Raw genomic sequence first — 26,573 nt, forward strand, 5'->3', positions numbered from 1 at the left:
CGTTGTGCTATGGCTCATGCGTCACCCGATGATCGCTGTGCTCGTCGCGCTTGCGTTCACCGCGGCCGTCGCGGAACTGCTCGGAACGGCATTGATCCATGAGCCGGCGTCGTCGCGACCCGTGACGGGAGCCCAAGGGGGTACGGCGCTGTCCGTGCTTCCCACACCGACGCAGTCTCCGCCGCAAGCGCGCGTCGACGCCGCCCACCGGGCGCTCCACGCCACGAGCCGCGCCTGCAGACAACCGCTCGCGACACGCGGATCCGCATCGGTGCGACGCCCCGTCGAGGTGATGGAGCAGTTCGCGCGGGACTACCCTAATGGCGGCTTCACGATCGACGATGAACCAGCTACCACGTTGTCGCTCTTGGTGGTACTTCGCTACGAACTGCAGAACTGCGAGCCCATCCTGGTTCCCGGAGTGGAAGAACTGCTACCAGGGCAGTTCCGCGACCCGTCCTGATGGCGCAACCGGCCACCTGCACAAGACCAGCAAGAACCCCGTGAAACGGGCCCTTGCCCGTGCTTGGTCGCGTCGACTGCGCCGCCACGTCTGGGCTCAGTTCCGCCTCAAGCTTCAAGGGGCAGGCCTGGCCCGAGCGATGGAAACGTTCATCTACGATGAGGGCTAGTAGAAGGTGGTGGGTCATGCTCCTTGGGCGACGAATCGCAGTCGGCGGCGCGGCCGCAGTCGTCACGGCCTTGATGATCGGGATCCCCACCGGAATCATCCAGACCTCCTGGTATCACCGGATGACACCGGTGCTGTGGTGGAACTATCCGGTGTGGGCGATCTCAGCGCTCCTGACGGGAGCCCTCGTGGCCACGTACGTGCGCGACCCGGCACTCCCCCTGCCAGCGACTCAGGGCGGCAAGACTTTCCTTGGGAGCATGTTGTCTCTCTTCGCTGTCGGATGCCCCATCTGCAACAAGCTGGTCGTCATGGCGGTCGGCGTGAGCGGCGCGCTCAACTGGTTTGCACCCATCCAGCCCCTGCTCGCCACAGGTTCTGTCGGGCTACTCGTCTATGCGCTGTGGGCGAGGCGTCGTACAGCCATCGAGTGCCGCCTTGAGCTGCGGCCCATGAGCCCAAGCAGCCCGACCACCTGAAGCTCGGGCTTCCCGGGAACTTCGAATCGCGACGCTCATCAACGACCTGGTCGCTGACGTGGGCATTGTGCCCGGGGGCGACTCCCGGAGTTGACGGCGTTTGCCTGCTGATTCAGCAGGTGAGGGTGGGATCCCAACCATGGCGCCCCTGATGCATGCCGGGGTTGTGGTCGGCGCTGAAGCCCATGGTTTGGGCGCATGTACTCACGTGGTCGCCGAAGTCGCCGGCGGCGGTCGCTGGTGTCGCCGTGCCCAGAGTCAGCAGCACCACAACCGCCAGGCCACTCGCGATGGCAGCAAGTCGGATCATCTCTTTGAACATTGTCGTCTCCTCTGTTGCTTCATGCGTGCGCAGTGTGCGCCATACGGGGTCGTTCCAGGCTGGGGGAGCCACGTGTGCCCGGCAGAAGCGTGGCTGATGCCAGGAGGAGAAGCGGGATCCAGCCGAGCGCGATCGCCAGCGGGAGCCGGCGGCGCAAGGCTCAGTGGTGGACTGCGCGGAGCACGTCGGCGCGGTCCCGGTACTCGGTCTCGTCGATCTCGCCGCGGGCGAACCTTTCGTCGAGGGTGTTCAGCGGGTCTGGGTGTGCCGGCCGGGAGTCGTCTGCTCGGCTGTCGCGGAAGAGCACCACAACTGCCCAAATCACCAAACCCCAGAAGGCGACCATGCCGAGCAGCATGACCAGCCAGCCGCCCCAACCCATCCCGTCGTTGTACCAGCCCATCATCGTCCTCAGCTCCTTCTGGCTGTGCTTCACGCCTACTGTCGGCCGCCCACCCGGGGCATCGCATCGCCATTCGATGAAGGTTCGCTGAAGAACCCCCCGAACCCACCCGCTCATACAGCTTGGGGCCTGCGGACTGTCACGATGGGTGGCATGGACAGTGACGTCGGCGCCACCACGACACCCGCTTCGGCCCCGGGCACACCGAAGCCGGCCTCCGGGCTACGGGCTCTCGTGGTCGAGGACGAAACCAGCCTGGCCAAGCTCCTGGGCAGCTACCTGGAACGCGAGGGGTTCGAGACCTCACTTGCCCACGACGGACTGCAGGCAGTCCTCACCGCCCGCGACGTCGACCCCGACGTGGTCATCCTCGACCTGGGCCTGCCGACCTTGGACGGGATCGAAGTGTGTCGACAGATCCGCACGTTCAGCGACGCGTACGTCGTGATGCTGACCGCTCGGAGCGAGGAGGTGGACACCCTGATCGGCCTGTCGGTCGGCGCCGACGACTACATCACGAAACCGTTCAGCCCCCGGGTGCTGATGGCCCGCATCCAGACGATGCTGCGCCGCCCCCGATCGCCGCGGGAAGCGGAGGACTCGCACGATGACCTGAGGTTCGGAGAGCTGAGGGTTGATGTGCCGGGCCGCGACGTGTGGCTCGGCGGCGAGCCGGTCGCGCTCACCCGCACCGAGTTCGACCTACTGGCGGCACTTGCCGAACGACCCCGGATGGCGTTCAGCCGCCGTCAGCTCATCGACCACGTGTGGGGCCAGACGTGGGTGGGGGACGAGCACCTCGTTGATGTCCATATCGGGCATCTACGCCGCAAACTGGGGGACGACGCCACCGAGGGCCGGTTCGTACGCACAGTCCGAGGCATCGGCTACCGGATGGGCACAGGCGAGTGACCGGGGCCCCCGCGGGGCGTGGCCCGCGGTTCGCCACCCGTCTGCTCCTGGCGCAGGCCCTCGTCCTGGTCGCCGGAGCGTTGACCATCTGGCTGGTTGCCTCCGCGGTCGGCCCCAGCATCTTCCACGACCACCTGGATCGGGCCGGGGTCGCGCACAGCCAGAAGGAGACCGAGCACGTCGAGGAGGCCTTCGCCTCCGCCCTGCTGGTGTCGATCAGCGTCGCCCTGCTGGCCGCAGTTGTTGCGGCGCTGGCTGTGTCGTGGTACTTCAGTCGCCGGATCCAACGCTCCATCGGTCATGTCGCCGAGGCCTCCTCCCAGATCGCCGCAGGTCGCTACGACACCCACGTGGACGACCCCGGCCTCGGCGCCGAGTTTGCCACTCTGGCCGACACGTACAACCGTCTCGCCGATCGACTCCAGGCAACCGAAGCCACGCGACGTCGGATGCTCGCCGACCTTGCCCACGAGATGCGCACGCCCTTGGCAACCATCGACGCCCACCTCGAGGCGCTCGAGGACGGTGTGCGCCATCTCGACGCCGACACCGTCACAGTGCTGCGGTCCTCGACCCGTCGGCTGCGGCGGCTCGCCGAAGACATCGGGGCGGTCTCTCACGCCGAGGAAGGCAACCTCCGTCTGGACCCGCGCCCCGTGGACGCGGTCACGGTCGCTGCCACTGCCGCAGACGCGGCCCGCGACCGCTATGAGAGCAAAGGGGTCCGGTTGGACGTCGACCTGCAGCAATCGGGCCGGGTGAACGTCGACCCGGACCGGATCGGCCAGGTGCTGGGCAACCTCATCGACAACGCGTTGCGCCACACGCCCGAGGGCGGCAGCGTCACGGTGTCCTGCCGCCGGGTGGAGCACTGGGTGGAGTACGCCGTGGCCGACACCGGCCAAGGTATCGCCGCAGAGCACTTGCCACACCTCTTCGACCGGTTCTACCGAGTCGACTCTGCCCGCGATCGCCACCACGGCGGCTCCGGCATCGGCTTGGCCATCGCCAAGGCCCTCATCGAGGCTCACGGCGGCGGCGTCTTCGCCACCAGTGCCGGACCAGGGCAGGGCAGCACCTTCACCGTACGCCTGCCCTCAGCCTGACTCTGGGGGAGGGGACCTTGGTCCTCATGCACCTTCACAGAACCTTCATCGAACTCTCGGCGGAACGACCACACGGAACGCGGATTCTCGAGGGGTAGCGACGCACGCACGCGAGGAGACCGCCCATGGCTGAATCAGCCACCAACGAGGCCGTGCACGACGGGGCGCCGCCCCCCGCCCTCGTAACCATCGTGGAGTCTGACGCATGCCACTTCTGCGCCGACGCGCATCAAGTGCTCGCCGACTTCGCGGTCGACTATCCGCTGGAGGTGGACACCGTCGACGTCCGTTCGGAGACCGGCCGCCTGCTGGTGGCACGACACCGGGCCACGATGACTCCACTGGTGCTGATCGACGGTGCGTTCTTCAGCAATGGCCGGCTCCCACGCCGCAAGCTCGCCAAGCACCTGATTCACCGCTACGGCGCTCCCACTACCGGCCGGTCCGTCCCCAGCGGTGGCCCTCATGGGTGACCTATTGACCACCGGCTCGGTGCTTGCCGCGTTCTTCGCGGGCGGCGTCGCCCTGTTCGCGCCCTGCTGCATCGTCTTCCTCGCGCCCTCCTACCTCGCTGTCGCGGTCAAGAACCGCCGCTGGCGGCTGCTCCCGCTCACCTTCGTCTTCGCCGCCGGCCTCGCCATGGTGCTGGTCCCGATCACTCTCGGCATGAGCCTGGTCGCCTCCACCATCGCCAACTACCACGCGCCGTTGTACTACGCCGGCGGCGCACTGATGCTCACCCTGGCGGGGCTCAGCCTGTCCGGCCGGATGGTCAGCCTGCCGTCGTTCCTGCGCGCCCCCGACACCACCCGCGGGGACTCTGCGAGTTTTTTCGCCCTCGGCGTCTTCTCCGGGATCGCCAGCTCCTGCTGCGCCCCCGTGCTCGCCGGAGTGATGACGCTGTCCGCACTGTCGGGCTCCGCCATCGGCGGAGCGACCCTCGGACTGGCCTACACCTTCGGCATGGTCTTCCCGCTGTTCGTGATGGCCCTGCTCTGGGACCGCTTCCACCTCGGTGAGCGAGGCTTCCTGCAGGCCAGACCGGTCCGCATCCGCCTGGCCGGCAAGGCGCTGGTCACCAACACGATCAACATCGCCGTCGCCGTTGCCTTCGCGGTCATGGGCGGCTTCGTGATCTACCTGGCCAACACCGGCCAGATGACCGGCGGCCCCGGCTTCCAGGTCTCCATCGGCCAGGGACTGTCCAAGGCATTCGCCCGCATCGAAACCTGGACCGATCCGGTGCCCGAGCCGGTGCTCGGGCTCGTCGTCCTCACCCTCGCTGCTGTGTTCGTCGTCGCGACCCTTCGAGACCGACGCCGATCCGACGGATCGACGCATGACCAGACACAACACCCCGATTGCCACGGCTCCAGCCCGGAATCCCGCGCCGAACACCACCACCACCACTGAGTCGTTGGAGGAGACCACCATGTCGCACAAGGCCGCCGAGGAAGCACGCCAGGAACGCCGTGCCCGGGCCCAGCAGGCCGCTCGGGCAGCCGGGCGTGGCCGACGGCTGCGCATCATGATCGGTGTGGTCGCCGGCCTGGCCGTCGTCGGCCTCATCACCACGATGATGCTCACTTCGCGACCCGAGTCGTCGGAGGCGATCCGAACCGCACCCGGGTTCACGCTCACCGACACCAGCGGTGTCCAGCACACCCTGTCCGAGCACCGCGGTGAGAACGTGCTCCTGTACTTCTCCGAGGGTGCCGGGTGCCAGTCCTGCATCGTCCAGATGGGCGAGATCGAGAAGCAAGCGGCAGCCTTCGAGAAGCTCGACGTCACCGTGCTGCCGATCGTGATGAATTCCAGCGAGCAGATCACTGCCGACATGGACGCCAACGGCGTCACAACGCCGTTCCTGCTCGACGACGGCACCGTTTCCGAGGCCTACGGCACGCTCGGCAAGGGCATGCACGCCGGGCTGCCGGGCCACAGCTTCGTGCTCATCGACGCCCAAGGCCAGCAGCGCTGGTACGGCGAGTACCCCTCGATGTGGCTCGACCCCGCAGACCTCCTGGATGAGATCCGGAGCCGAGTGAATGGCTAGCCGGCAGTCCTACAAGGCCCGCTGGCCCCTCGACAGCGGTGAATCGTCAAGCGTTGCGTCGTCCTGAAGGTTCGGCGAAGGCATCCAGATACACTTGCGCCTGATACCCCTATGGGGTACCGTCGGCGACGGAAGGCCACACCCCACAGTCACGTCAGCGAGGGAGGCCCCGCCATGCACACGGAGCCCGGCTACATCACCGAAAAGCAGGCGATCCAGACCCGACTGCGACGCGTCGAGGGACAAGTCCGCGGGCTCCAGCGACTGGTGGACGAGGACACCTACTGCATCGACATCCTGACCCAGATCGCAGCCTCCACCAAGGCACTGGAGAGTGTGGCACTGCTGCTCCTCGACCAGCACCTGCAGCACTGCCTCGCCCACGCCGAGGGCCCCGAGGACACCAGACGCAAGCTGACCGAGGCCTCCGAGGCCATCGCCCGTCTTGTCCGCTCCTGACCCTGCAGCCAACCTAAGGATGCATCCATGACCGAGACGACCACCACCGACACCACCCGCGGCCTCCCAGTGATGCAAGAGCAGAGCGCCGACTCCGACGGCTGCGGCTGCGGCTGCGGCGGCTGCGGCGCCGCTGAAGCCGGCTCCGCTCTCACGCCGACGATGACCAACTCGACCGATCAGGAGAACCCGATGACCACTCACAGCTACGCCGTCTCCGGCATGACGTGTGGCCACTGCGCCGGGGCCGTCACCAGCGAGCTCAAGTCCCTCGACGGAGTGACCGACGTACAGGTGGAGCTGGTCGCCGGCGGCACCTCAACGGTCACCGTCACCAGCACCCAGCCTTTGGCCGAGACCCAGGTCGCCGCGGCGCTCGACGAGGCGGGTGACTACCAGCTCGCCTGAGGGCTTGCAGCCCTCAGGCCCGCAGGAGCGCGATCCACCCAGCAGGAGGCACACAGGCATGACCGAGCAGACCGCGACCAAGGCCGGTGTCGTGAGCGACGTCGAGCTGACCATCGGCGGGATGACCTGCGCCTCCTGCGCGGCCCGGATCGAGAAGAAACTGAACAGGCTCGACGGCGTCACCGCCACGGTCAACTACGCCACCGAGAAGGCCAAGGTCAGCTACCCGACCACCCTCACCACCGACGACCTGGTCAACGTGGTCGAGGCAACCGGTTACACCGCGACCGTCCCGAGTCCGCGGAGCAATGACGAAGCTGCGAGCGACGACGCACGAGGCGCCCGCGACGTCGAGGCCGCGGGCTGGTGGCAGCGGCTGGTCGTATCGACCGTTCTGACGGTGCCGGTCCTCGCCATGTCAATGGTCTCGGCTCTCCAGTTCGACAACTGGCAATGGATATCGCTGACGTTGGCCTCACCCGTGGTGGTCTGGGGTGCCTGGCCGTTCCACCGCGCCGCCGTCACCAACGCGCGGCACGGCGGGGCCACCATGGACACGCTGATCTCGGTCGGGGTCACCGCCGCCTGGCTGTGGTCTCTGTGGGCACTGCTGTTCACCGATGCCGGGATGACCGGGATGCAGATGCCCTTCGACCTCTTTCCCGACGGCGAAGCCAGCGTCCACATCTACCTCGAGGTCGCGGCCGCGGTCACTACCTTCATCATCGCCGGGCGCTACTTCGAGGCCCGCGCCAAGCGGCAGTCCGGTGCAGCGCTGCGCGCCCTGCTCGACATGGGCGCCAAGGACGTCGCCGTCCTGCGCGATGGGAGCGAGGTGCGGATCCCAGTGAACCAGCTCGCGGTCGGTGACCGGTTCGTCGTACGCCCGGGCGAGAAGGTCGCCACCGACGGAGTCGTCGCGGATGGCACCTCCGCCGTAGACGCCTCCATGCTCACCGGGGAGCCCGTCCCGGTCGAGGTCGGCCCGGGTGACGCGATCGTCGGTGCCACCGTCAACGCCGGGGGCCGCCTGGTCGTCACTGCGACCCGTGTCGGAGCCGACACACAGCTAGCCCAGATGGCCCGGCTCGTCGAAGATGCCCAGAGCGGCAAGGCGCAGGTCCAGCGCCTCGCCGACCGAGTCTCAGCGGTCTTCGTGCCCATCGTGATCGGGCTGTCCCTGTCAACCCTGGCCGGATGGCTGCTGACCGGACACAGCGTCACCGCCGCCTTCACCGCCGCCGTCGCGGTGCTGATCATCGCCTGCCCCTGTGCCCTCGGCCTGGCCACTCCGACCGCTCTGCTCGTGGGCACCGGCCGCGGCGCCCAGCTCGGCATCCTCATCAAGGGGCCCGAGGTGCTGGAGTCGACCCGGGTGGTCGACACCATCGTCCTTGACAAGACCGGCACCGTGACCACGGGCCGGATGGAGCTGGCCGACGTCGTCCCCGCCGCCGGTATTGCCCCCGACGACCTGCTCCGACTGGTCGGGGCGGTCGAGGACGCCTCCGAGCATCCGATCGGCAACGCCATCGCAAACGGCGCCAGTCAACGACTCGGGACACGCCTGCCCGGCGTGGAGGCCTTCACCTCGACCCAGGGCCTCGGCGTCGCCGGGGTCGTCGACGGCCACGCTGTGGTGGCGGGCCGACGCGGCTGGCTCGCCCAGGAATGGAGCCAACCCCTCGACCCGGGCCTGGCAGAAGTGGTCGAGGCAGCCGAGCAGGAGGGCCGCACCGTGATCGCCGCCGGCTGGGACGGCGCCGCCCGCGGCGTGCTGGTCGTCTCCGACACCGTCAAACCCACCAGTGCCCAAGCCGTGGCCGAGCTCAAGGAGCTGGGACTGCGGCCGGTGCTGCTCACCGGCGACAACGAACGCGCGGCCCGCGCGGTCGCCGCCGACGTGGGCATCGACGAGGTCATCGCGGAGGTTCTTCCCGCCGACAAGGTCGCCGTCGTCGACCAACTGCAACGCCAGGGCCGCACCGTGGCGATGGTCGGCGACGGCGTCAACGACGCCGCAGCACTGGCCACAGCCAACCTGGGCATCGCCATGGGCACCGGCACTGACGTGGCCATCGAGGCCTCCGACCTGACCCTCGTCCGCGGCGACCTGCGCGCCGCCGTCGACGCCATCCGTCTCTCCCGCCGCACCCTGCGGACCATCAAGGGCAACCTGTTCTGGGCGTTCGCCTACAACGTCGCAGCTCTTCCCCTCGCAGCCCTCGGCCTGCTGAACCCCCTGATCGCCGGCGCCGCCATGGCGTTCTCCTCGGTGTTCGTGGTCTCAAACAGCCTGCGCCTACGCCGATTCCAGGCCGTCTCCACGACCTCCGCATCTCGCCCGGCCGAGGGGCTCGGCCACGCGGCGAGCGCGGCACTCGTCAAGAGAGCAGACCGATGACCACACAATCACACTCCGAGGGCCACCCCGACCACGGACACGGGGACGGCAATGGCAGCGCTACTGCGGTCCTGGAGGTCTCGGGAGTCCAGTGGGCCACCAGCAAGAACGTGGCCGAGGCCGTCCTGTCCCGACAGCCCGGGGTCCTGTCCGTGGACGCAAACCCGGTTGCGCAGACCGCCACCGTCACGTACGACCCCCACCACACAAGCCTGACCGAGCTGCGGGACTGGGTGCGTGACTGCGGCTTCCACTGCTCCGGCCAATCTGTCCCGCACCACATGTGCGACCCGATGACCGAGCCAGAGCCCGCGACCGGCCACGACGCGCACGTCACCCAGAGCGGGCACGCGGGGCACACCATGACGCCCGCTTCCCCGGTGAGCTCCCCGCACGACGCGATGGGCCACGGCGGACACGGGTCGATGTCGATGGCCGACATGGTCCGCGACATGCGCAACCGGTTCCTCGTCGCTGCGGTGCTCTCGGTCCCCATCCTCTTATGGTCCCCGATCGGCCGCGAGGTGCTCGGCTTCGACACCCCCGCTCCGTTCGGCCTCCGCGACGACGTGTTCAGCCTGCTGCTGTCACTACCAGTGGTGTTCTACTCCGCCTGGATCTTCTTCGACGGAGCCTGGCGGGCCCTGCGCGCCCGAACGCTCGACATGATGGTGCTCGTCGCTGTGGCCGTCGGAGCAGGCTGGTTGTACTCGCTCGGGGTCACCCTCACCGGTGGTGGGGAGGTGTTCTACGAGGCGGCCACCGTGCTGACCGCGTTCGTGCTACTGGGGCACTGGTTCGAGATGCGCGCCCGCGGTGGCGCCAACGACGCCATCCGAACCCTCCTCGATCTGGCGCCACCCCAGGCCCTCGTCATCCGCGACGGCGAACCGGTCGAGATCTCCACGGCGGACGTCGTCGTTGGCGACCTGCTCCTGATCCGCCCCGGCGCCAAGATCGCCGCCGACGGGCTGGTCGAGGAAGGCGACTCCGACGTCGACGAGGCGATGGTCACCGGCGAGAGTCTCCCAGTGCCCAAGGGGCCGGGCGACCCGGTCATCGGCGCCACCGTCAACACCACCGGCACCCTCCGGGTGCGCGCCACCAAGGTGGGCGCGGACACGGCCCTGGCCCAGATCGTCGCGCTGGTGCAGCAGGCGCAGAATTCGAAGGCGCCCGGACAGCGACTTGCTGACAAGGCCGCGTTCTGGCTCGTCCTGGTCGCCCTGATCGGCGGGGCTGGGACGTTCCTCGTCTGGCTGGCGACGGGCGCGAGCGTGCAGACTGCGCTGCTGTTCGCCATCACCGTCGTCGTCATCACCTGCCCAGATGCCCTCGGCCTGGCCACGCCGACCGCGATCATGGTCGGGTCCGGGCTCGGCGCGAAACGGGGCATCCTGTTCAAGAACGCCACCGCGATCGAGACCTCAGCCCGGATCGGCACCGTCGTGATGGACAAGACCGGCACCCTTACCAAGGGTGAGCCGGAGGTCACCGACGTGGTCGTCGGCCACATCGACCGCGCCCGTTTGCTGGCGCTCGCGGGGGCGGTCGAGCGTGAGTCCGAACACCCGCTCGCCCAGGCCGTCGTGCGCCACGTTGACGCGACAGCCGTGCCGCGGCTACGCGCCACTGGCTTCCGCAACGTCACCGGCATCGGAGCGCTCGCCAGGGTCGACGGACATCAGGTCGCGATCGGCAACCGGCGTCTGATGGAATCTGAGGGCATCTCGGTCGGGGACCTCGGAGCGCGGCGCGACGAAATCGCCTCCGGCGGACGCACGGCCGTGTTCGTCGCCGTCGACGGGAATGTCGTCGGGGTGATCGGGATGGCCGACGCGGTCCGCGACACCTCCCACGCGGCCATCGAGGCCCTGCACAATGCCGGCGTCGAGGTGGTCATGCTCACCGGCGACAACCAGGCGACCGCCGAGCGGATCGCCGAGGAGCTCGGGATCGACACTGTGATCGCCGAGGTGCTCCCCGAGGACAAAGCCCGCCACATCCAGCGGCTGCAGGGTGAAGGGCGCGTCGTCGCGATGGTCGGCGACGGCGTCAATGATTCTCCCTCGCTGGTGCAGGCAGACGTCGGTATCGCCGTCGGCGCCGGCACCGACGTCGCCATTGAGGCCGCTGACGTCGTCCTCATGCGGTCCGACCCCCTGGACGTGCCAGTGGCACTGACGATCGGACGGGGCACATTGCGCAAGATGCGGCAGAACCTCGGATGGGCGGTGGGCTACAACGCAGTTGCGTTGCCGATCGCGGCCGGCGTCTTCGAGCCTGCGTTCGGCCTGGTTCTGCGACCCGAGATCGCCGCCCTGTCAATGTCTGGGTCGAGCTTCCTGGTGGCCGTCAACGCCTTGATGCTGAAGCGGCTGTCCCTGCCCGCGCAGCCGTCCCGTCCCGAACCGGTCCAAGCTGAGACCCTGCAGCCAACGCACTAGCACGGATGCGCTCGTCGGTGTCGGGACAAAGATCTGCACTCGGCTGTTGGAGGTAGATCTGCACTCGACGACGTGCTTCATGTGCACGATCAGCCAAGGGCTACGCTCGAAGGGTCCCTCGACGTTGCCGAAGATCGCGATTCAGTGGTGCGCCCGGTGACGAACCAGTCGGGCTGGGCCAAGGCGAATTGGACCCATCGCCACCTCCGCCATGTCCATGGATCTCCAATCACCTGGCACGTCGCCGCGGTTACTGACACGAAGGCGCTCCGGCGGCTGGGGACGAGCCGCCGAAGCGGAGCGCTCAGTGGCAGCCCGCCCTCGGGTGCTTACGGGCATCCTCCAGGCGATCGCCGACGGAGCGTACCTCGGCGGGCTGTTGCTCGCTCGCCGAGTGCTGGTGACCCCCGCAACCCACGTGTCCGCCGTGTCCGCGGCCATGACGGAGGTACATGAACAACATCCCTCCAATGAGCAGGATCCACAACCAGTTGCCGCTCAGGAACTCCAACATCGTCTTCCTCCTCCACGATCAGGGAGCCGGGGGCCGGATGCGCCAGGTTCCTTTACCTCTTAGCCTCCGCGGTGCAGGTGGATTGCCGGTGCGGGTGAGGTCAAGGTTTGATGTAGCCCGATGGTGGTTGGGGGAGTATCCCCGGCAGCCGGGCCCGTCGCCGTCGGGTGGCTGGGTCCTTTATCGAACCTTCACACTCAGAATGCACGTCCGATACCTGTAGGCGGTTACCTAGAGTGGTACCCGATCGGGGTATCAAGGTGAGAGATTGATACCGCTCAGTCTCCGCCCGTGTGACCGGAGGTGGAGTCCGATGAACGTCGGTGACGCAAGTGTCATCCTGTTCGCACTGGTTATGACCGGCTTTCTCGCGTGGTTCTTCTTCGGCCCGAGGAAGTCGGTCCACGCCGAGGTCGAGGACGGCTACCAGGTGGTTCGAGTGACGGTCAAAGGCGGCTACCACCCTGACCTGCTCGAGGTGCGGCCGGGCACCCCAGTGAGGATGGTGTTCGACCGTCAGGAGTCTGGCGAGTGCTCCTCCCGAGTGATCATGCCGGACTTCAAGGTCAACGAGTTGTTGCCGGCGTATGCGACCACCGCCGTGGAGTTCACGCCCAAGGAAGAAGGGACCTACCGCTTCGCGTGCGGGATGAACATGATCAGCGGCACGCTGCGCGTCGCCGAGGGAGACCAGCCGCAACAGGTCTTGCACACGCCCGACAACTTGGGTCGCGACAGCGTTCCGCGGCGTGGCGACAGGCACGAGTCACGGGACGTGACAAGCCCGCTCGATGCTGTGTTTCCCGGCGACCCGGAGAGCGAGGATCCCGAAGCCGCCGAGCGTGCCTCTGAGATCTCGGATCTGTCGCGTCGAGTGATCGTCGGCGCAATCCTCACCGCACCGGTGCTCTTCGCGGTCATGTTCACCGAGTTCTTCGGCGTGACCTGGATGCCCGAGCTCCTGATGAACCGGTGGGTCCAGTTGGCGCTGATCGCGCCCGTCATGCTGTACACAGGCTGGCCGATCCACCGCACGGGGTGGCTGGCGCTCTCGCACCGGACCGCGGACATGAACTCGCTCATCACGCTCGGAACCGTCGCGGCCTTCGGCTACAGCCTGGTCGTGACCATCGCCCCGAGCCTGCTCCCGGAGGACGTGCGCGAGGTCTACTACGAAGCAGTGGGCGTGATCCTCACCCTGATCCTGTTCGGCCGGTTGCTGGAAACCAGAGCCAAGGCCGGCACTGGCGAAGCGATCCGCACTCTCATCGGCCTGCAGCCGCACACCGCCCGAGTCGTGCGTGACGGTCTGGAGAAGGAGATCCCTACCGACCTCGTCCTCGTCGACGACATCGTCGTGGTACGCCCCGGCGAGAAGCTGCCTGTCGACGGTCAGGTCACCGAAGGAGCATCCTCGGTGGACGAGTCGATGGTCACCGGCGAGCCCATTCCGGTCAGCAAGGCCCCCGGCGACACCGTCATCGGCGCGACCATCAACCAGACCGGAACCTTCCGCTACGCCGCCACCAAGGTCGGCGGGGAGACCATGCTCGCCCAGATCATCAAGCTGGTGCGGGAGGCCCAGGGGTCCAAGGCGCCGATACAGCGACTCGTGGACAAGGTGTCCAGCTATTTCGTCCCCGCCGTCATTGCCATCGCACTCTGGGCATTTGTGGTCTGGGCGCTCGCCGGCCCCGACCCAGCTTTCGTCTTCGCCCTCGTCGCCGCCGTCTCTGTCCTCATCATCGCCTGCCCTTGCGCCCTCGGCCTCGCCACGCCCATGTCCATCACCGTGGGCACAGGAAAGGGCGCCACCAACGGCATCCTCATCCGCTCGGCAGAGGCGCTCGAGACCGCTCACAAGCTCGACACAGTCGTCCTGGACAAGACGGGCACCATCACCAACGGCACCCCGATCCTGACGGACGTGATCCCCGCCGCGAGCTTCACCGACGGCGACCTGCTCGCCGTGGTGGCTGCGGTCGAGCAGTCGTCCGAGCACCCGTTGGCTGCGGCGATCGTGGCCGGGGCCAAGCGCCGACACCTGCCACTGCCTGAGGTCACCGCGTTCGACTCGGTCACTGGGCAGGGCGTCCGGGCGCTGGTCGAGGGCCGCGAGGTGCTGGTCGGAAGCCCACGACTCCTGGCGGGCGCGGGCATCGCCCCGACTCCTCTGCTTGCTCACGTCGAGGCACTGGCCGTCGACGGCAAGACGCCCATCCTCGCGGCAGTTGCCGGCGTCCCAGCCGGGGTGATCGGCGTCGCGGACACAGTCAAGGATGGCTCCGCGGCCGCCGTGGCGGCCCTGCAGTCGCGCGGTATCGAGGTCGTGATGATGACGGGCGACAATCGGGCCACGGCCGCGGCGATCGCCCGTCAGGTCGGCATCGCCCGCGTTCTCGCCGAGGTCCTGCCCGAGCACAAGGCCGCCGAGGTCAAGCGGCTCCAGTCTGAGGGTCGCATCGTCGGGATGGTGGGCGACGGCATCAACGACGCTCCGGCCCTGGCCCAGGCGGACATCGGATCAGCCATCGGCACCGGCACCGACGTGGCCATCGAGTCCTCCGACATCACCCTGATCTCGGGCGCGCTGTCCGGCGTGGTGACGGCGGTCGACCTGTCCCGGGCCACGATGCGCAACATCAAGCAGAACCTCGTGTTCGCCTTCGTCTACAACGGCCTCGGGATCCCCATCGCAGCTGGCGCCCTCTACCCGGCGTTTGGTCTGACTCTGAGCCCCATGATCGCTGCGGCTGCGATGGCCCTGTCCTCGCTGTCGGTGGTCGCCAACGCCAACCGACTCAAGACCTTCCGCCCCAACGCCGTCCCTGACGCCATCCATCCCCTCGCAGGAGAACCGGTCGTCGAGGTAGGGCGCACAGAGAAGGCCACAACAAGAAGCACACCCCAAGGAGGATCACCCATGTCAACTGCAACCGTTGTCGACCCCGTCTGCGGAATGACCATCGACCCCGCTAGTGCCGCTCGCAGCATTGAGCACAACGAAACGACGTACTTCTTCTGCTCCGAGCACTGCGCCGCAAGCTTCGAGAAGGACCCAGGCAAGTACGCCGGCACCAGTGCCTGACCAGCAGTGCCCAGCACCTGTTTGGGGCGCCCGGCCGGGTGTCTTGGCCGACGGTGACGGCGGCTGAAGCTCCCTGCTCCAGGGGCCGTCAGCCTGGTGGAACCGAGAGCCTCGAGGAACGTCGTTCCTCTGCTGGCCACCTCATGCGCTTCGCAACGACGCGATAGGCGGGCCGGCGACTCCTCGGCGAGACTCCCGCAACGGAACCACTGAGGAAAGCCAACTTCGCACCGTCATTGAACCGAGCCTGCCGAGTTTGCTGGAGCGTGGACGGTTGACGGTGCGGGCTGAAGCCCCTCGAACCGGCCGGAGTGGGCCATGTCCCGGCAGCCTGCACCGCCCGTACGGAGCCCTGGCGCTTGCATCTTCACACGGAGCGTGGACGGACTTCATTCCCAAGAGGCAGAGTGAGTTGCGGACACAAAGTGTCGGGAGTAGCCACCCAGCACACTATCGAACCCGACGCCACGCGAGGGGGAGTCACGGGTAGCAACAGCGGACCCCGAGCGGCTCTGCGCCCGCCGTACGCCGCGGTCATCTTCGACATGGATGGCGTGGTCACCGACACCGCGGCCATCCACGCCGAGGCCTGGAAGCGCCTGTTCGACGAGGTACTGCGAGATCCTCGCCTAGCGTCCGACGCCGACACGGCAGGGTTCGACCCGCGAGCGGACTACCGCCGATATGTGGACGGCCGGTCGCGCGAGGACGGGGTGCGGACCTTTCTCGCTTCCCGACAACTCAGGGTGCCCGAGGGCATTCAGACCGACGGCGCCGACGTGTGGTCGGTCCCGGGGCTGGGCGCGCGGAAGAACGCGATCTTCCTTGACCTTCTCGCCGAGCGCGAGGTCCGGGTGTTCCCCGGAACCCAAGCGTTGCTGAAGCGACTGCGAGACGGCCACGTCCCAACCGGCCTGGTCACGGCCAGCCGAAACGCGCCGGCCCTCCTGGCGGCCGCAGGTATCACCGACCTCTTCGACGTCGTGGTCGACGGGACGAGAGCACACGAGCTTGGCCTGGCCGGCAAGCCCGATCCCGCGATGTTCATCGAGACGGCGCGTCTGCTCGGCGTGGACCCAGGACAGGCTGCAGTGGTGGAGGACGCGATCGCCGGGGTACAGGCCGCGCGCCGCGGCATGTTCGGGTTGGTCGTAGGCGTCGCGCGGCAGGACAATCGGGCGGCGCTCGAAGCCGCGGGCGCCGACATTGTCGTCGAAGATGTCAGCCAGCTCGATCTGGGCGTGCGCCGCCGCACTGATCCCTGGGTCGTGACCTTCGAGGGGTTCGACCCCGCGCACGAGGGACACCGAGAAGCCCTGACCACCCTGGCCAACGGCTATCTGGGAACACGCGGGGCCGCCCCCGAGACCAGGGCAGACGGTACGCACTACCCGGGCACGTACCTGGCCGGCGTCTACAACCGACTGACCAGCAGCATCCAAGGCGCGGCAGTGGAAGACGAGCAGGTCGTCAACGTCCCCAACTGGCTGCCCTTTGACCTGCGCGTCGACGACGGCGAGTGGTGGTCAGCCGGCGGACTCAGCACCGAGCGCGAGTCGACCGGGCTCGACCTTCGCCGGGGCCTGCTCGTCCGCCGAGTTCTCCTGACCGACCGCCGAGGACGCCGACTGCGCCTCATCCAACGCCGGTTGGTCTCGCTGGCCAGGCGCCACATTGCGGCCCTCGAGACCACGCTGGTCGCCGAGGGATGGGACGGGACCGTGACGATCCGGTCGGGCATCGACGCCACGGTCACCAACGCAGGGGTCGCGGAGTTTCGTGCCCTGGCCAACCGTCACCTCATGGACGTCCAAGGCGCACCGCTTGATCCCCATCTCCTCGTGGTCGAGGCCGAGACGACCTCGAGCCGGATCCGGATCGCCACCGCCGTCCGCACTCTCGTGAATGCCAGGCATACGAATCGACCTACTTACGTGCAGTCGACCCCTGGCTTCCACGCCCAGGAGTTCACGCTCGACATGACCGATGGCCAGGACGTGAGAGTCGAGAAGACCGCAGCCATCGTGACCTCGAAGGACTCCGCGGTTGCCTCCCCACGGGAGGGTGCCCTCGCGGAACTCGCACGTGCCCCCGAGCGGTTCGGCGAGCTCCTGACCGAGCACGAGGCCGACTGGGCCCAGCTGTGGACACGGTTCGCTGTCACCGTCGACGGGCTCGACGCGCAGGACGCCATGATCCTCAACCTCCACCTGTTCCACTTGGCGCAGACCTTCACCCAACACACGGCCCAGCTGGACGCCGGTGTGCCGGCGCGTGGGCTGCACGGCCAGGGCTACCGGGGACACGTGTTCTGGGACGAGCTCTTCGTCCTGCCACTACTCACCACCCAGGCGCCGGCGGTGTCCCGGGCCGTCCTGGAGTACCGGTGGCGCCGCCTCCCGGCAGCCAGGCATGCTGCGTCGCGGTTGGGGCTGGCCGGCGCCGTGTTCCCTTGGCAGAGCGGCAGCAGTGGGCGCGAAGAGACACCGGACCGGTTGTTCAACCCGCGGTCTGGGCGGTGGATGCCGGACAACTCCTGGCGGCAGCGGCACGTTGGCCTCGCCGTCGCCTTCAACGCCTGGGCGTACTACGCGGCCACCGCGGACCTGACCTGGCTGGCCGAACGTGGCGGCGAGCTGATCATCGACGTGGCCCGGGCGTTCGCGTCCATGGCCCGGTACGACCCGGTCGGAGACCGCTTCCACATCGAAGGGGTGATGGGACCCGACGAATATCACGACGGATACCCCGACACCCCCGGCTCGGGGCTGAGGGACAACGCCTGCACCAACGTCATGACAGCCTGGGTGTGCAGTCGGGCACTCGACGTACTCGAACTTCTCCGCGGCCAGGCCTGTGACGAGCTCATTTCCACTCTCCACGTGGAGCCCGACGAACCGGACAGGTGGAAGCATCTCCGCAGAAGGCTGACGGTGCCAGTCCACGACGGCATCATCAGCCAGTTTGACGGCTACCAGCACCTCGCCGAGCTTGACTGGGAGCACTACCGATCCGCCCACGCCAACATCGGCCGGCTCGACCTCATCCTCGAGGCCGAGGGAGACACCACCAACCGCTACAAGCTGGCGAAGCAGGCCGACGTCCTCATGCTCGTGTACCTGCTGGACGTCGACGAACTCCTCGGTGTGCTGTCGACGCTCGGCTATTCCATGACCGAGCAGGATCTGGCTCGCACCGTCGACCACTATCTGGCGCGCACCGCCCACGGCTCAACCTTGAGTCGCGTGGTCCACACCTCGGTCCTGGCGAGGTTCGACCCTGACCGGGCCTGGGCGCTGTTCCGCGAAGCACTGGTGGCCGACCTCGATGACACCCAGGGCGGCACCACCAAGGAAGGCGTGCACCTCGGAGCAATGGCGGGGACCGTCGACATCGTTCGCACTACCTTCGCTGGCTTCCGCATCTCGGAGCGGGGACTCACGGCGTCGCCCTGCCTGCCCCCCGAGATCAAGGCGGTGTCATTCAGGGTTCACTACCAAGGCCACCACGTCACGATCCATGTTAGTGAGGGCGGCGTCCATTTCGACGCCCACGATTGCGTGACCCCGCATCCCTTGCGCGTTGGGACCAACGGCACCGCCACGGTGCTCCAGCCCGGAACCTCCCGACACCTGCCCAGCATCAGGGCGACACCGGGTTCTGGGTCTGGCGGTTTGACCAGCCGAATCTGTTGACCGAACCCGGGATGCCCGAACAACGCCCGGGCCGGCTGTTGCACGATCGTGTCGCCGCTGGTTGCCCATGCTCCGGGGTTGTTGGCAACGGCCACCAATGCCTGGCGGGCTCCGACCATATGGGCCACCGGGCCGCCGAACGTCATCAGGGTCTCGCTCATAGCCGGGACCAACAGCAGGTTCACCCCAGCCTCCGAGAGCGCGTTGGCTGCTTGCGGGTTCAACAGATCGCGGCAGATCACGATCGCGAGGTGCCATCCGTCGGCTGTCACGTAGATGCGCACCTCGGGCCAGCCCTCGGGCTCAATGCCCTCGGCCATGGGCCGATCCGCGGGAGAGTACTTGTCGTGCTCGAGTGCGCGATCACTGCCCCGAACCCATCCGATGGCAGTATTTCGCCGTCGGCCAGCGTGCGAGCCATCTGCCCGGCGCCCGTTGTGGTGGTAGCTCCCGGCGACCAGGAGTCGGGGACCATCGGGTCGCCGCGCCCAGGTCTCAAGCGACGCGGCCAGTTCCTCGGTGACGCAGAGTTCCGGTAGCACTACGATCTGCGCGCCGGCGTCCGTTGCGAGAGTGATGAGTCGGTCGATCTCGGCATGCTGTCGAGACGCGTCGAGCGGGGCGATGGGAAACGTCCAGCCGTGGTTGCCACGGCTCAGGTCGAACTCTGCGAGGGTGCGATTTGGGTGGCACGTGGCCACGACCGTGTCGGCCGTGATCGCGCCGACCAGCGTTTCGAACAGGCTGTAGTCGAAGATGATTCGGAACTGCACGGCCCATTCGCCGGCCTAGGGGATGTGACGGGTCTCGTCGAGTCGATTGGCCAGCCGCCAGGGCGGCGAGGTGGATCGCATCGCCAGCACCCCACGCAGGTCCGGGCCGTCGAGCGGCACGGGGTCACCAACTCCTGGTTGGTAGGGACTGCGCAGCTTGAATGATTGGGCGAATGTGTGGCAGTAGAGTTCGTCAATGGGCTCGGCCTGCGTTCGAGCGATGACGATCGGTGGGAGGTCGAGGTCGTCGAAGGCCATGACGAGCGCGCGGCGTACGGGGGGATCGAGCGCCGCCGCGATCGATGGGTCGGGCAGGGCGTCCGCCAAGGTCCGACGCAACGCTTCCACCTTGTCGGTGATGCGTGGGTTCCCGGCGCTCTCTCGCAATGCTCTGTGTTCGTCACGGCACAGGTGAAGAAGGTGGGTCAGCGTGACGATCGGCTCCGGCTCCTTCGAGATGGCTTGGCGGATTCCGGCGGTCCGGTCACGGGGGCTTGAGAGCTGGGGGATACAGGGACGGCAGGAGGCATCGCCGGGCTCGCAAGCCTGGCCGTGGGTCGTCACAGCGACATCGTTGCCGCCGTGCGCAGTGGGATGGCAGGGTCCTTTGATTGGGCGAAAGTGGTTGATGGTCATGGGCCGGTCTCCTCGCTGACGGCCCCGTTGGGCGGTCCGGATGACCCACGCGTTGGGCGCAACATGGCGAGAGCGACGACTACGGCGAGGAGCGCGATAACAGCGTTGACGGTGAGAGCCGTCGAGAAGCCGCGCACAAATGCTTCGTGATGGCTGTCGCCGATCGTGCGAGCGAAGGCTGCGCCCGGTCCGAAGGACGCGAGGATCGCTCCCATGATCGCGATCCCGAGGGTGAGCCCGGTGGTCTGGAAGGTACTGAACACGGCCGCAGCGGAACCGTAGCCATCGGTGTCTGTTGATCCCATGGCGGTCGCTGTGGTCGGCGCTGTCACCAGTCCGATCGCGAAGCCGGCTAGCGCCAGCCAGGGCACCAGGCTGCTGATGCTCGAGTCCACGCTCAGGCCCGACAGACCCAAGAGAGCTCCGGCGAGCAGCAGCATGCCCGTAGAGACGGGGACACGTGGCCCGATCCGGTCCGCAAGCCGGCCGGCGAACGGCCCGACGAGGACGATGGTGACGGTGAGCGGCAACAGGCCGGCACCCGCCTCGAGTGCGGAGTACCCGAGCACGGTTTGCAGGTACAACGCCAGGAAGAAGAAGAGGCTGCACATCACTGAGGTGGCCAGCAGGATCTGGATGTTCGCCCCGGCAAAGGCGCGATCCTTGAACAGTGAGAGTCGAAGAAGAGGATCCGCTGTCATCCGTTCGTGTCGTATGAAGAGCGCGAGACAGAGCGCAGCGCCTAGGAAAAGTGAAACGATGCGGACCGAGAGCCAGCCGGCGGCGTTGGCCTGGGTGAGCCCCAGGATCAAGGCAAGTAGACCTGTCCCCGAGATGACGGCACCTGCGGCGTCCAAGCGCAGTGAGGGCCGCGGCGGACGTCCTGCGCGGAGGACGGCTCGCGCCAAGATCCACACAGCCATTCCGACCGGTACGTTGATGAGAAAGATCCAGCGCCAGCCGAGGGAGTCGTTGATGAGTGCGCCAACCAGCGGACCCAGACCGAGTGCGCTGGCTGAGACCCCGGCCCAGATGCCGAGTGCGGTGGCGCGCTGGCTGCGCGGGAACGCGTCCGCGATGATTGCGAGTGCAGTCGGAGTCACGAGTGCCGCGCCGAGTCCTTGGACCGCACGCATCGCGATCAGCTGGGCCTCCGACGACGCGAGCCCAGCGCCCAACGAAGCGAGTGTGAAGATCGCAAGACCCGCAAGGTAGACCCGTCGCCGACCGAAGCGATCGGCAAGCTGCCCGGCGAGGAGAATGAAGGCGGCGATCGTCAGCGTGTAGACGTTGATCACCCACTGAAGACCCTGGAGGTTCAGGCCGAGTCGAAGTTGGATAGCGGGTTGGGCAACGGCGACGGCCGTGTCGTCGAGCAGCAACAGGAACGTCACGACTGTCAACGCCGTCAGCGTGAGCCAACGCTGGATGGTGTGGGTCGTCATGTCGACACTGGCGGATCCGGGGGATCGCTCCCGGGGCACACGCGGGGCCTGTTCCAAGGTGACCATTTCAGTTGTCCTGCTTTGACCGAGCGGCTCAGTTGGTCCACGCGCGGGAGAGGCCTTCACCATCACAAGAGGGCAGGAGGCCGAGACAACGAGGGTGGAACCGACCGCGGCACATAGTCATCTCACATCTGCGTCCGTGGCTGTCGAGGAAGTGCTCTCATCACGGCCCTGTGAAGAGCGGCCCTGTGAAGAGTGGTCGTGCTCGCCGCCGTGGCCGCCGTGCCCCCCCATGGTGATCATCATCAGTGGGCAGGCCAGCAAGACGGCGTACAGCAAGGCGCTCGACAGCGGCACACCGAATAGCAGCAGCGCGCCGAACACGCCTGTGCCTCCAACCAGCATGGACTTCAGGTGGTTGCCGTTCATCGCGCGCATCTCCTCGACTCGCAGGGACTTCGTCGGTCTGGATTGCTATTAGGACAAGAGTTCGTCTTGGACATGGACGTTGCGCATCGGGAACCGTGAAGGTTCCCTGAAGTATGCGTCGGAACCAGCGGTGCGACGCTGGTCGTGCATGCCGGCTTGAGACGTGCCGGTCCCCCCGCGGGCACCGACGTGGCGATCGAACCGCCGGACGTGTCGACCTCCTGCGGTCCGACCCGCTGGGCGGCCGTTGGCGCCAACGATCGGCCCGGGGCACGCTGCGGAAGATGCGTCAGAACCTCGGCTGGGCGGTCGGCTACAACGCGATCGCGCTTCCTGTCGCGGCCGGCATCTTCTACCCGGCGTTCGGTCTGGTGCTCCGCCCCGAGGTAGCCGCCCTGTCGATGTCAGGTTCCAGCTTCCTGGTCGCGGTCAACGCGCTGCTGCTGAAGCGACTCCGTCTGCCCGCGCAGGCGACCGGCCCCGCGTCCACGAGGCGGGACGAGCTCCAGCCGGTCGGCTGAGGTTCGTCTGGTGCCCGAACCCCCAGCGCGTCACGCCGGTCAGCCTAGGACGTCCGTCCAGGTCGCTCCGTCGTCGGTGGACGACAGGACGGCCTCGTCCGTGGCCACGTGCCAGACGCCGTCAGTCGCTGCCAGGGCCGCGGGAGGTCCCGGCACCTCACCGACGGCCCGCCACTGGTCCACGAGCCAGCTGGTGCTGTAGACCTCGCCGCCGGCGGTGACTCCCACGATCCGACCTTGCGAGGTCGAGTCGATGAGGACGACTCTGGGTGCGTCGGCCAGTCGTCGCTGCGTGCCGTCGAGACGGATCTCGTAGACGGCTCCGGTCGGGGTCGTGGCCAGCACCCTGTCGGGCTGCGAGGGACGTGTGGCCAGGTCGACGTACTCGCCCGTCGTGACGGTCTCCCAGGTCTCGCGATCCTTCGTGGTCATCAGCTGCCCGCTCGTGGCGTCATACCCGTAAATCCGCTCGCCCACGATCTCGAGGGCGTGGAAGTCCGCCTCGCCCTGAAGGGACAGGGGCTTCCAGGACTCAGCCGCGTCCGTGGACTCGATCAGGCCCAGGTGCGGCGGCAGGTCCTCCCGCAGATCGGGATGTCCGCTGGCCAGGAACGTGTCCGGTCCGACGATCGTGAAGGCCATCGTGTCCTGCCAGCGGTCCGCCACCCGGATCGGGGTGCCGTCCTCGACGCGGAACACGCCGTTGTGGCCTGCCACGTAGAGCATGTCGTCCGCGGGGTTGATGCCGAGGCCGTGGACGTGGCCGATCAGGTGGTCGCTGCCCTCATCTGCTGAGGGTGCGTCATCGGCAGACCTGCCGCACGCCGCCAGCACAGCGAGGAGGACGAGTGCGGCGAAGCGCAGTCGACGTGCCACGAGCGATCAGACTCCCTGTTGCGGTGGTGGTGTGCGGTGGCCAGCCGTGCCCCCACGGGACGGCTGGCCACCGCGGCGCGTCACGAGCCGAGGAGCTCGTTCATGTGGTCGATCTCGGCCTGCTGTGAGGTCTCGATCGACTCGGCGAGCTTCCTGGCGGCCTCGAACACGCCGTCGGCCTGCTCGTCCTTTGCCATCTCGATGGCGCCCTGGTGGTGCTCGATCATCATCTCCAGCCACATGGTCTCGAACTCCTGGCCCTGGGCGGCCTCGAGCTCGTCCAGCTCTTCGTTGGTCATCATCCCCGGCATGTCGGTGCTGTCGTCGCCCATCTCGTGACCACTCATGCCGTCGTCCTCGGCGTTGGCATGGTCCTGCATCGTCTCGGGGACGGGCTTGTCCCAGTCGTTCAGCCAGTCGACCATCTGCTCGATCTCGGGCACCTGCGCCGCCTGGATGTCCTCGGTCAGGTTCTGGACCTCCGGGGAGAGGTCGCGGCCGCGAGTCAGGTCGACCATCGCCAGCGCTTGGGCGTGATGGGGAATCATCTCGGTCGTGAAGGCCACGTCGGCGTCGTTAAAGACGTCGCCGTTCGCGGCGGTCTCCTCGGCTCGGGCGTCACCGGCCGAACCGTCGTCGCCGCAGGCGGTGAGGCTGACGAGCAGGGTTGCGGCCGCAGCTGCAGCCACCAGTCTCTTCGAGTGCTTCATGGGGGTTCCTTGTCGGATCTCGTTGTCGTCGAGGGCAGCGGGATGCGCCCGGACGTCACAAGCGGTGACACCGGGGCGCTGAGTCCCTCAGCAACGCTGAATCGACAAGGCGAACAGGCAGGGCGGATCTCGGTATCGGCGAGCGCGTCTCGGTTGCCCGAACGCTCGCGACTTCGGGCCGCGACGGGCCTTGATCGGGATCCCACGCCCGAGCTCGACGGCCAGGACGACGCTGATCAACAGGACCGCCAGGCACATGCCGGCCAGCCCGAGCAGACCGGAGCCCGGATCGGGGGTGCGGTCGCCCGGAGTGCTGGCGGCCGGCGCCTCGTGTGCTTGGTGGTGCGTGGTCATCGACGCGTAGGCGGGGCCGGCGGCGGAGCCCAGGGGCATCGACGAGTCGGCATGCCCCTGGTGCGCAGTTCCGTGACCGGCGAGGCCGTGCATCGCGAACAGCCCGAGGAGCGCGGCCGCGCCGCACACACTCCGGAGCGTCGTGGCCGCGTTGATCCAAGGCTGCGTACCGGACATCAACGTGAGTCTAGGCGGCCAGGTGATGACGTGCTCCCACGGCCGCGGCGGTCTCAGCGGCTCGCCTGCGCGCCATTCCACGATGTCGTGCCGGGCCTGGCTCGGCTCAAGGTGAGCCCCATGACTCGGACGAGGTTGTCCACCACCGGGAGGAGCAGCGCCCGATGTCGTGGAGCTCGAGGTGCGGTGCCGGCGACTCGACATCGGGTCGGCCCTGAGCGCCGGCACGGGTAGCGCTGCACATCTCCGAACGTCCCGCCGAGGCCGCAGTCGGGCGGTGCCGGGTCATTGGGAGGGCGACCTGGTCTTCGGCAAGCGAATGAGTCCGGTAGCCACGCTGGTGGAGGGGTCGACCCGGTTCGTAATGCTGGTGGCTCTGCCCGAGGGTCACAGGGGCCGACCTTGTCGCCGAGGGGATGGCCGCGGAGATCACCACCCTGTCCGCGGCCCTGACCCGGACCCTGACCTGGGACCAGGGCCACGAGATGGCAGCCCACGCCCGGTTCACCGCTCAGACCGGCATCGAGGGCTACTTCTGCGATCCCAAGTCGCCCTGGCAGCGGGGCAGCAACGAGAACACCAACGGGCTGCTACGCGGGCTGCTGCGCTAGTACCTGCCCCGCACCCTGGACTTCCGCACCCTGAACCAAGCCGACCTCGACGCCATCGCCGACCAGCTCAACGGCAGACCTCGACAGACCCTCGGCTTCAAGACACCATCACAAGCACTGGCCGAGGTGTTGCCTTGACCGCCTGAGCCCGCAGGCATGATCGGATGGCCGCAGCGAACGCTATGCGGCAGATGAGGACGTTTCAGGAACCGTTCTTCTCCTGGCTGCGTCATACTGACAACGGCCCCCACGGGAGACGACGCGTATGCGCAGAAACATCACGGCAATGCTGCCACTGGCCGCCCTCCTGGTTGCGGGGTGCGCAGCCAGCGCGACTCCCGACGCTGCACAAGACCGTCCGCAGCCGACGGCTGCCGGTTCTCCGTCTTCCGTCGACGCATCGCCGCAGGAGACAACCGCCCGCGTGCAACGGCTCGACCAGATGCTGTCCGGCACGCGCCCAGACTGCCGAGACGGACGAGTCACTCGCATAATCCCCGATCACTCAGGATGGGACTCGTTGAGGCAAGCAGCAGTCAGCTTGCTTCGCCATTCGGGGGCGAACCATGCCGCCATGTCACCGGCAAACGAAAGCCGGGTGACCGTCGTGCTGTACCGCTCCGATGACACGGTCAAGGCCACGGCACGCCTTCGCCATTTGGACGACCGATGGTTCCCCGACTCCATTGCGGTCTGTCAGTCCACCGTCCGCTAACGCACGGGCATGAGCGGGTGCAGCATCCAGAGGGAACGTCGGGGCTCGTGCTCCTCGCCCAGACGGAGGCGCATGGCCGGAGAGAGCACGATCGACGACGGGTCGGAAATTTGATCGCTGTCCACTTACGGTGCAGGTTCGTGCAATGCACGAACCTGAAGCGGCCGCGGCCAATGGTGCCGTCTACAACTGGTCCGTCATTCCCGATAGTGGCCCTTCCTCGTCGTCCGTCAGAGGGCGCATTCAGCACGTGTCCAACACTGTCCAGATTTGATCCGTCCGACTCGGTACTGGACGAGTATGTGCAAACGCGCAGGTTAGAGGCGGTTTTTCGGTGAGATCCGGAGGCCGCCTCTGGTGCCGTCCTGACTCCGAGTGTCAGCAGGATGTGAGCAGACG

General features: G+C 67.5%; 22 protein-coding genes and 1 pseudogene. 15 read left to right on the forward strand and 8 right to left on the reverse strand.

All coding sequences use genetic code 11. The features are described from left to right. Positions 1-28 precede the first annotated feature (28 nt). Positions 29-463, forward strand: coding sequence for a hypothetical protein (locus tag ACFPGP_RS00475; RefSeq protein ID WP_378585408.1), 435 nt, complete (start codon positions 29-31; stop codon positions 461-463). A gap of 185 nt (positions 464-648) precedes the next feature. Further along, positions 649-1,110, forward strand: a complete 462-nt coding sequence (locus ACFPGP_RS00480; RefSeq protein ID WP_378585411.1) for a hypothetical protein — start codon at positions 649-651, stop codon at positions 1,108-1,110. 112 nt (positions 1,111-1,222) lie between these two features. Here ACFPGP_RS00480 and ACFPGP_RS00485 read toward each other — a convergent pair whose 3' ends face one another. Both ACFPGP_RS00485 and ACFPGP_RS00490 read right to left on the reverse strand, forming a co-directional pair. Continuing rightward, the gene (locus ACFPGP_RS00485) at positions 1,223-1,432 is read right to left on the reverse strand and encodes a hypothetical protein (protein ID WP_378585413.1); all 210 of its coding nucleotides are present in this window, start codon (positions 1,430-1,432) and stop codon (positions 1,223-1,225) included. A 160-nt stretch (positions 1,433-1,592) separates the two neighbouring features. After that, the gene (locus tag ACFPGP_RS00490) at positions 1,593-1,868 is read right to left on the reverse strand and encodes an SHOCT domain-containing protein (RefSeq protein WP_378585415.1); all 276 of its coding nucleotides are present in this window, start codon (positions 1,866-1,868) and stop codon (positions 1,593-1,595) included. Positions 1,869-1,988: 120 nt separating this feature from the next. On the opposite strand from ACFPGP_RS00490, the gene ACFPGP_RS00495 reads away from it, so the two are divergent. The 11 genes from ACFPGP_RS00495 (at position 1,989) to ACFPGP_RS00545 (ending at position 18,924) form a co-directional block, all read left to right on the forward strand. After that, positions 1,989-2,747, forward strand: coding sequence for a response regulator (locus tag ACFPGP_RS00495; RefSeq protein ID WP_378585418.1), 759 nt, complete (start codon positions 1,989-1,991; stop codon positions 2,745-2,747). After that, complete coding sequence (locus ACFPGP_RS00500; RefSeq protein WP_378585420.1) at positions 2,744-3,853, forward strand: sensor histidine kinase; 1,110 nt, start codon at positions 2,744-2,746, stop codon at positions 3,851-3,853. The genes ACFPGP_RS00495 and ACFPGP_RS00500 overlap by 4 nt, the downstream gene beginning before the upstream one ends. A 125-nt stretch (positions 3,854-3,978) precedes the next feature. After that, on the forward strand, positions 3,979-4,326 hold the full coding sequence (locus ACFPGP_RS00505) for a glutaredoxin (RefSeq protein WP_378585423.1): 348 nt from the start codon (positions 3,979-3,981) through the stop codon (positions 4,324-4,326). Next, entirely contained in the window at positions 4,319-5,266 is a 948-nt protein-coding gene (locus ACFPGP_RS00510) for a cytochrome c biogenesis CcdA family protein (protein WP_378585424.1), read from the forward strand. Before ACFPGP_RS00505 ends, ACFPGP_RS00510 begins: the two co-directional genes overlap by 8 nt. Before the next feature lie 19 nt (positions 5,267-5,285). Next, on the forward strand, positions 5,286-5,909 hold the full coding sequence (locus tag ACFPGP_RS00515) for a peroxiredoxin family protein (protein WP_378585427.1): 624 nt from the start codon (positions 5,286-5,288) through the stop codon (positions 5,907-5,909). 174 nt (positions 5,910-6,083) lie between these two features. Then, a complete protein-coding gene (locus ACFPGP_RS00520) occupies positions 6,084-6,368 on the forward strand; it encodes a metal-sensitive transcriptional regulator (protein ID WP_378585430.1) in 285 nt (94 codons plus the stop codon). 27 nt (positions 6,369-6,395) lie between these two features. Beyond that, the gene (locus ACFPGP_RS00525) at positions 6,396-6,776 is read left to right on the forward strand and encodes a heavy-metal-associated domain-containing protein (protein WP_378585432.1); all 381 of its coding nucleotides are present in this window, start codon (positions 6,396-6,398) and stop codon (positions 6,774-6,776) included. 58 nt (positions 6,777-6,834) lie between these two features. Continuing rightward, complete coding sequence (locus tag ACFPGP_RS00530; protein WP_378585435.1) at positions 6,835-9,180, forward strand: heavy metal translocating P-type ATPase; 2,346 nt, start codon at positions 6,835-6,837, stop codon at positions 9,178-9,180. 110 nt (positions 9,181-9,290) lie between these two features. Next, positions 9,291-11,627 (forward strand): heavy metal translocating P-type ATPase, encoded by a 2,337-nt coding sequence (locus tag ACFPGP_RS00535; RefSeq protein ID WP_378585438.1) that lies wholly within the window; start codon positions 9,291-9,293, stop codon positions 11,625-11,627. Between the two features lie 827 nt (positions 11,628-12,454). Further along, the gene (locus ACFPGP_RS00540; RefSeq protein ID WP_378585441.1) at positions 12,455-15,229 is read left to right on the forward strand and encodes a heavy metal translocating P-type ATPase; all 2,775 of its coding nucleotides are present in this window, start codon (positions 12,455-12,457) and stop codon (positions 15,227-15,229) included. Positions 15,230-15,654: 425 nt separating this feature from the next. Further along, positions 15,655-18,924, forward strand: a complete 3,270-nt coding sequence (locus tag ACFPGP_RS00545) for a beta-phosphoglucomutase family hydrolase (RefSeq protein WP_378585443.1) — start codon at positions 15,655-15,657, stop codon at positions 18,922-18,924. Positions 18,925-19,712: 788 nt separating this feature from the next. Here the strand turns inward: ACFPGP_RS00545 and ACFPGP_RS00550 are convergent. The 3 genes from ACFPGP_RS00550 to ACFPGP_RS00560 form a co-directional block, all read right to left on the reverse strand. Continuing rightward, positions 19,713-20,333 carry a hypothetical protein gene (locus ACFPGP_RS00550; protein ID WP_378585445.1) on the reverse strand — a complete coding sequence of 207 codons (621 nt, stop codon included), beginning with the start codon at positions 20,331-20,333 and terminating at the stop codon, positions 19,713-19,715. Then, a complete protein-coding gene (locus ACFPGP_RS00555; protein WP_378585447.1) occupies positions 20,330-21,778 on the reverse strand; it encodes a DHA2 family efflux MFS transporter permease subunit in 1,449 nt (482 codons plus the stop codon). The genes ACFPGP_RS00550 and ACFPGP_RS00555 overlap by 4 nt, the downstream gene beginning before the upstream one ends. A 183-nt stretch (positions 21,779-21,961) precedes the next feature. Next, the gene (locus tag ACFPGP_RS00560) at positions 21,962-22,210 is read right to left on the reverse strand and encodes a DUF2933 domain-containing protein (protein WP_378585449.1); all 249 of its coding nucleotides are present in this window, start codon (positions 22,208-22,210) and stop codon (positions 21,962-21,964) included. A gap of 284 nt (positions 22,211-22,494) precedes the next feature. Between ACFPGP_RS00560 and ACFPGP_RS00565 the strand changes: the two genes are divergently transcribed. Beyond that, a complete protein-coding gene (locus ACFPGP_RS00565) occupies positions 22,495-22,731 on the forward strand; it encodes a hypothetical protein (protein WP_378585451.1) in 237 nt (78 codons plus the stop codon). Positions 22,732-22,770: 39 nt separating this feature from the next. On the opposite strand, the gene ACFPGP_RS00570 is transcribed toward ACFPGP_RS00565, so the two are convergent. The 3 genes from ACFPGP_RS00570 to ACFPGP_RS00580 all read right to left on the reverse strand — a co-directional run bounded on the left by ACFPGP_RS00570 (position 22,771) and on the right by ACFPGP_RS00580 (position 24,848). After that, a complete protein-coding gene (locus ACFPGP_RS00570) occupies positions 22,771-23,607 on the reverse strand; it encodes a F510_1955 family glycosylhydrolase (RefSeq protein ID WP_378585453.1) in 837 nt (278 codons plus the stop codon). Positions 23,608-23,687: 80 nt separating this feature from the next. After that, complete coding sequence (locus tag ACFPGP_RS00575) at positions 23,688-24,317, reverse strand: DUF305 domain-containing protein (protein WP_378585456.1); 630 nt, start codon at positions 24,315-24,317, stop codon at positions 23,688-23,690. A gap of 87 nt (positions 24,318-24,404) precedes the next feature. Beyond that, complete coding sequence (locus tag ACFPGP_RS00580) at positions 24,405-24,848, reverse strand: DUF6153 family protein (RefSeq protein WP_378585458.1); 444 nt, start codon at positions 24,846-24,848, stop codon at positions 24,405-24,407. A 233-nt stretch (positions 24,849-25,081) separates the two neighbouring features. On the opposite strand from ACFPGP_RS00580, the pseudogene ACFPGP_RS00590 reads away from it, so the two are divergent. Beyond that, positions 25,082-25,597, forward strand: a pseudogene (locus tag ACFPGP_RS00590) (IS30 family transposase); the annotation flags it as partial. Positions 25,598-26,573 lie beyond the last annotated feature (976 nt).

The sequence above is a fragment of the Nocardioides taihuensis genome, assembly GCF_042657275.1.
Lineage (GTDB): Bacteria > Actinomycetota > Actinomycetes > Propionibacteriales > Nocardioidaceae > Nocardioides > Nocardioides taihuensis.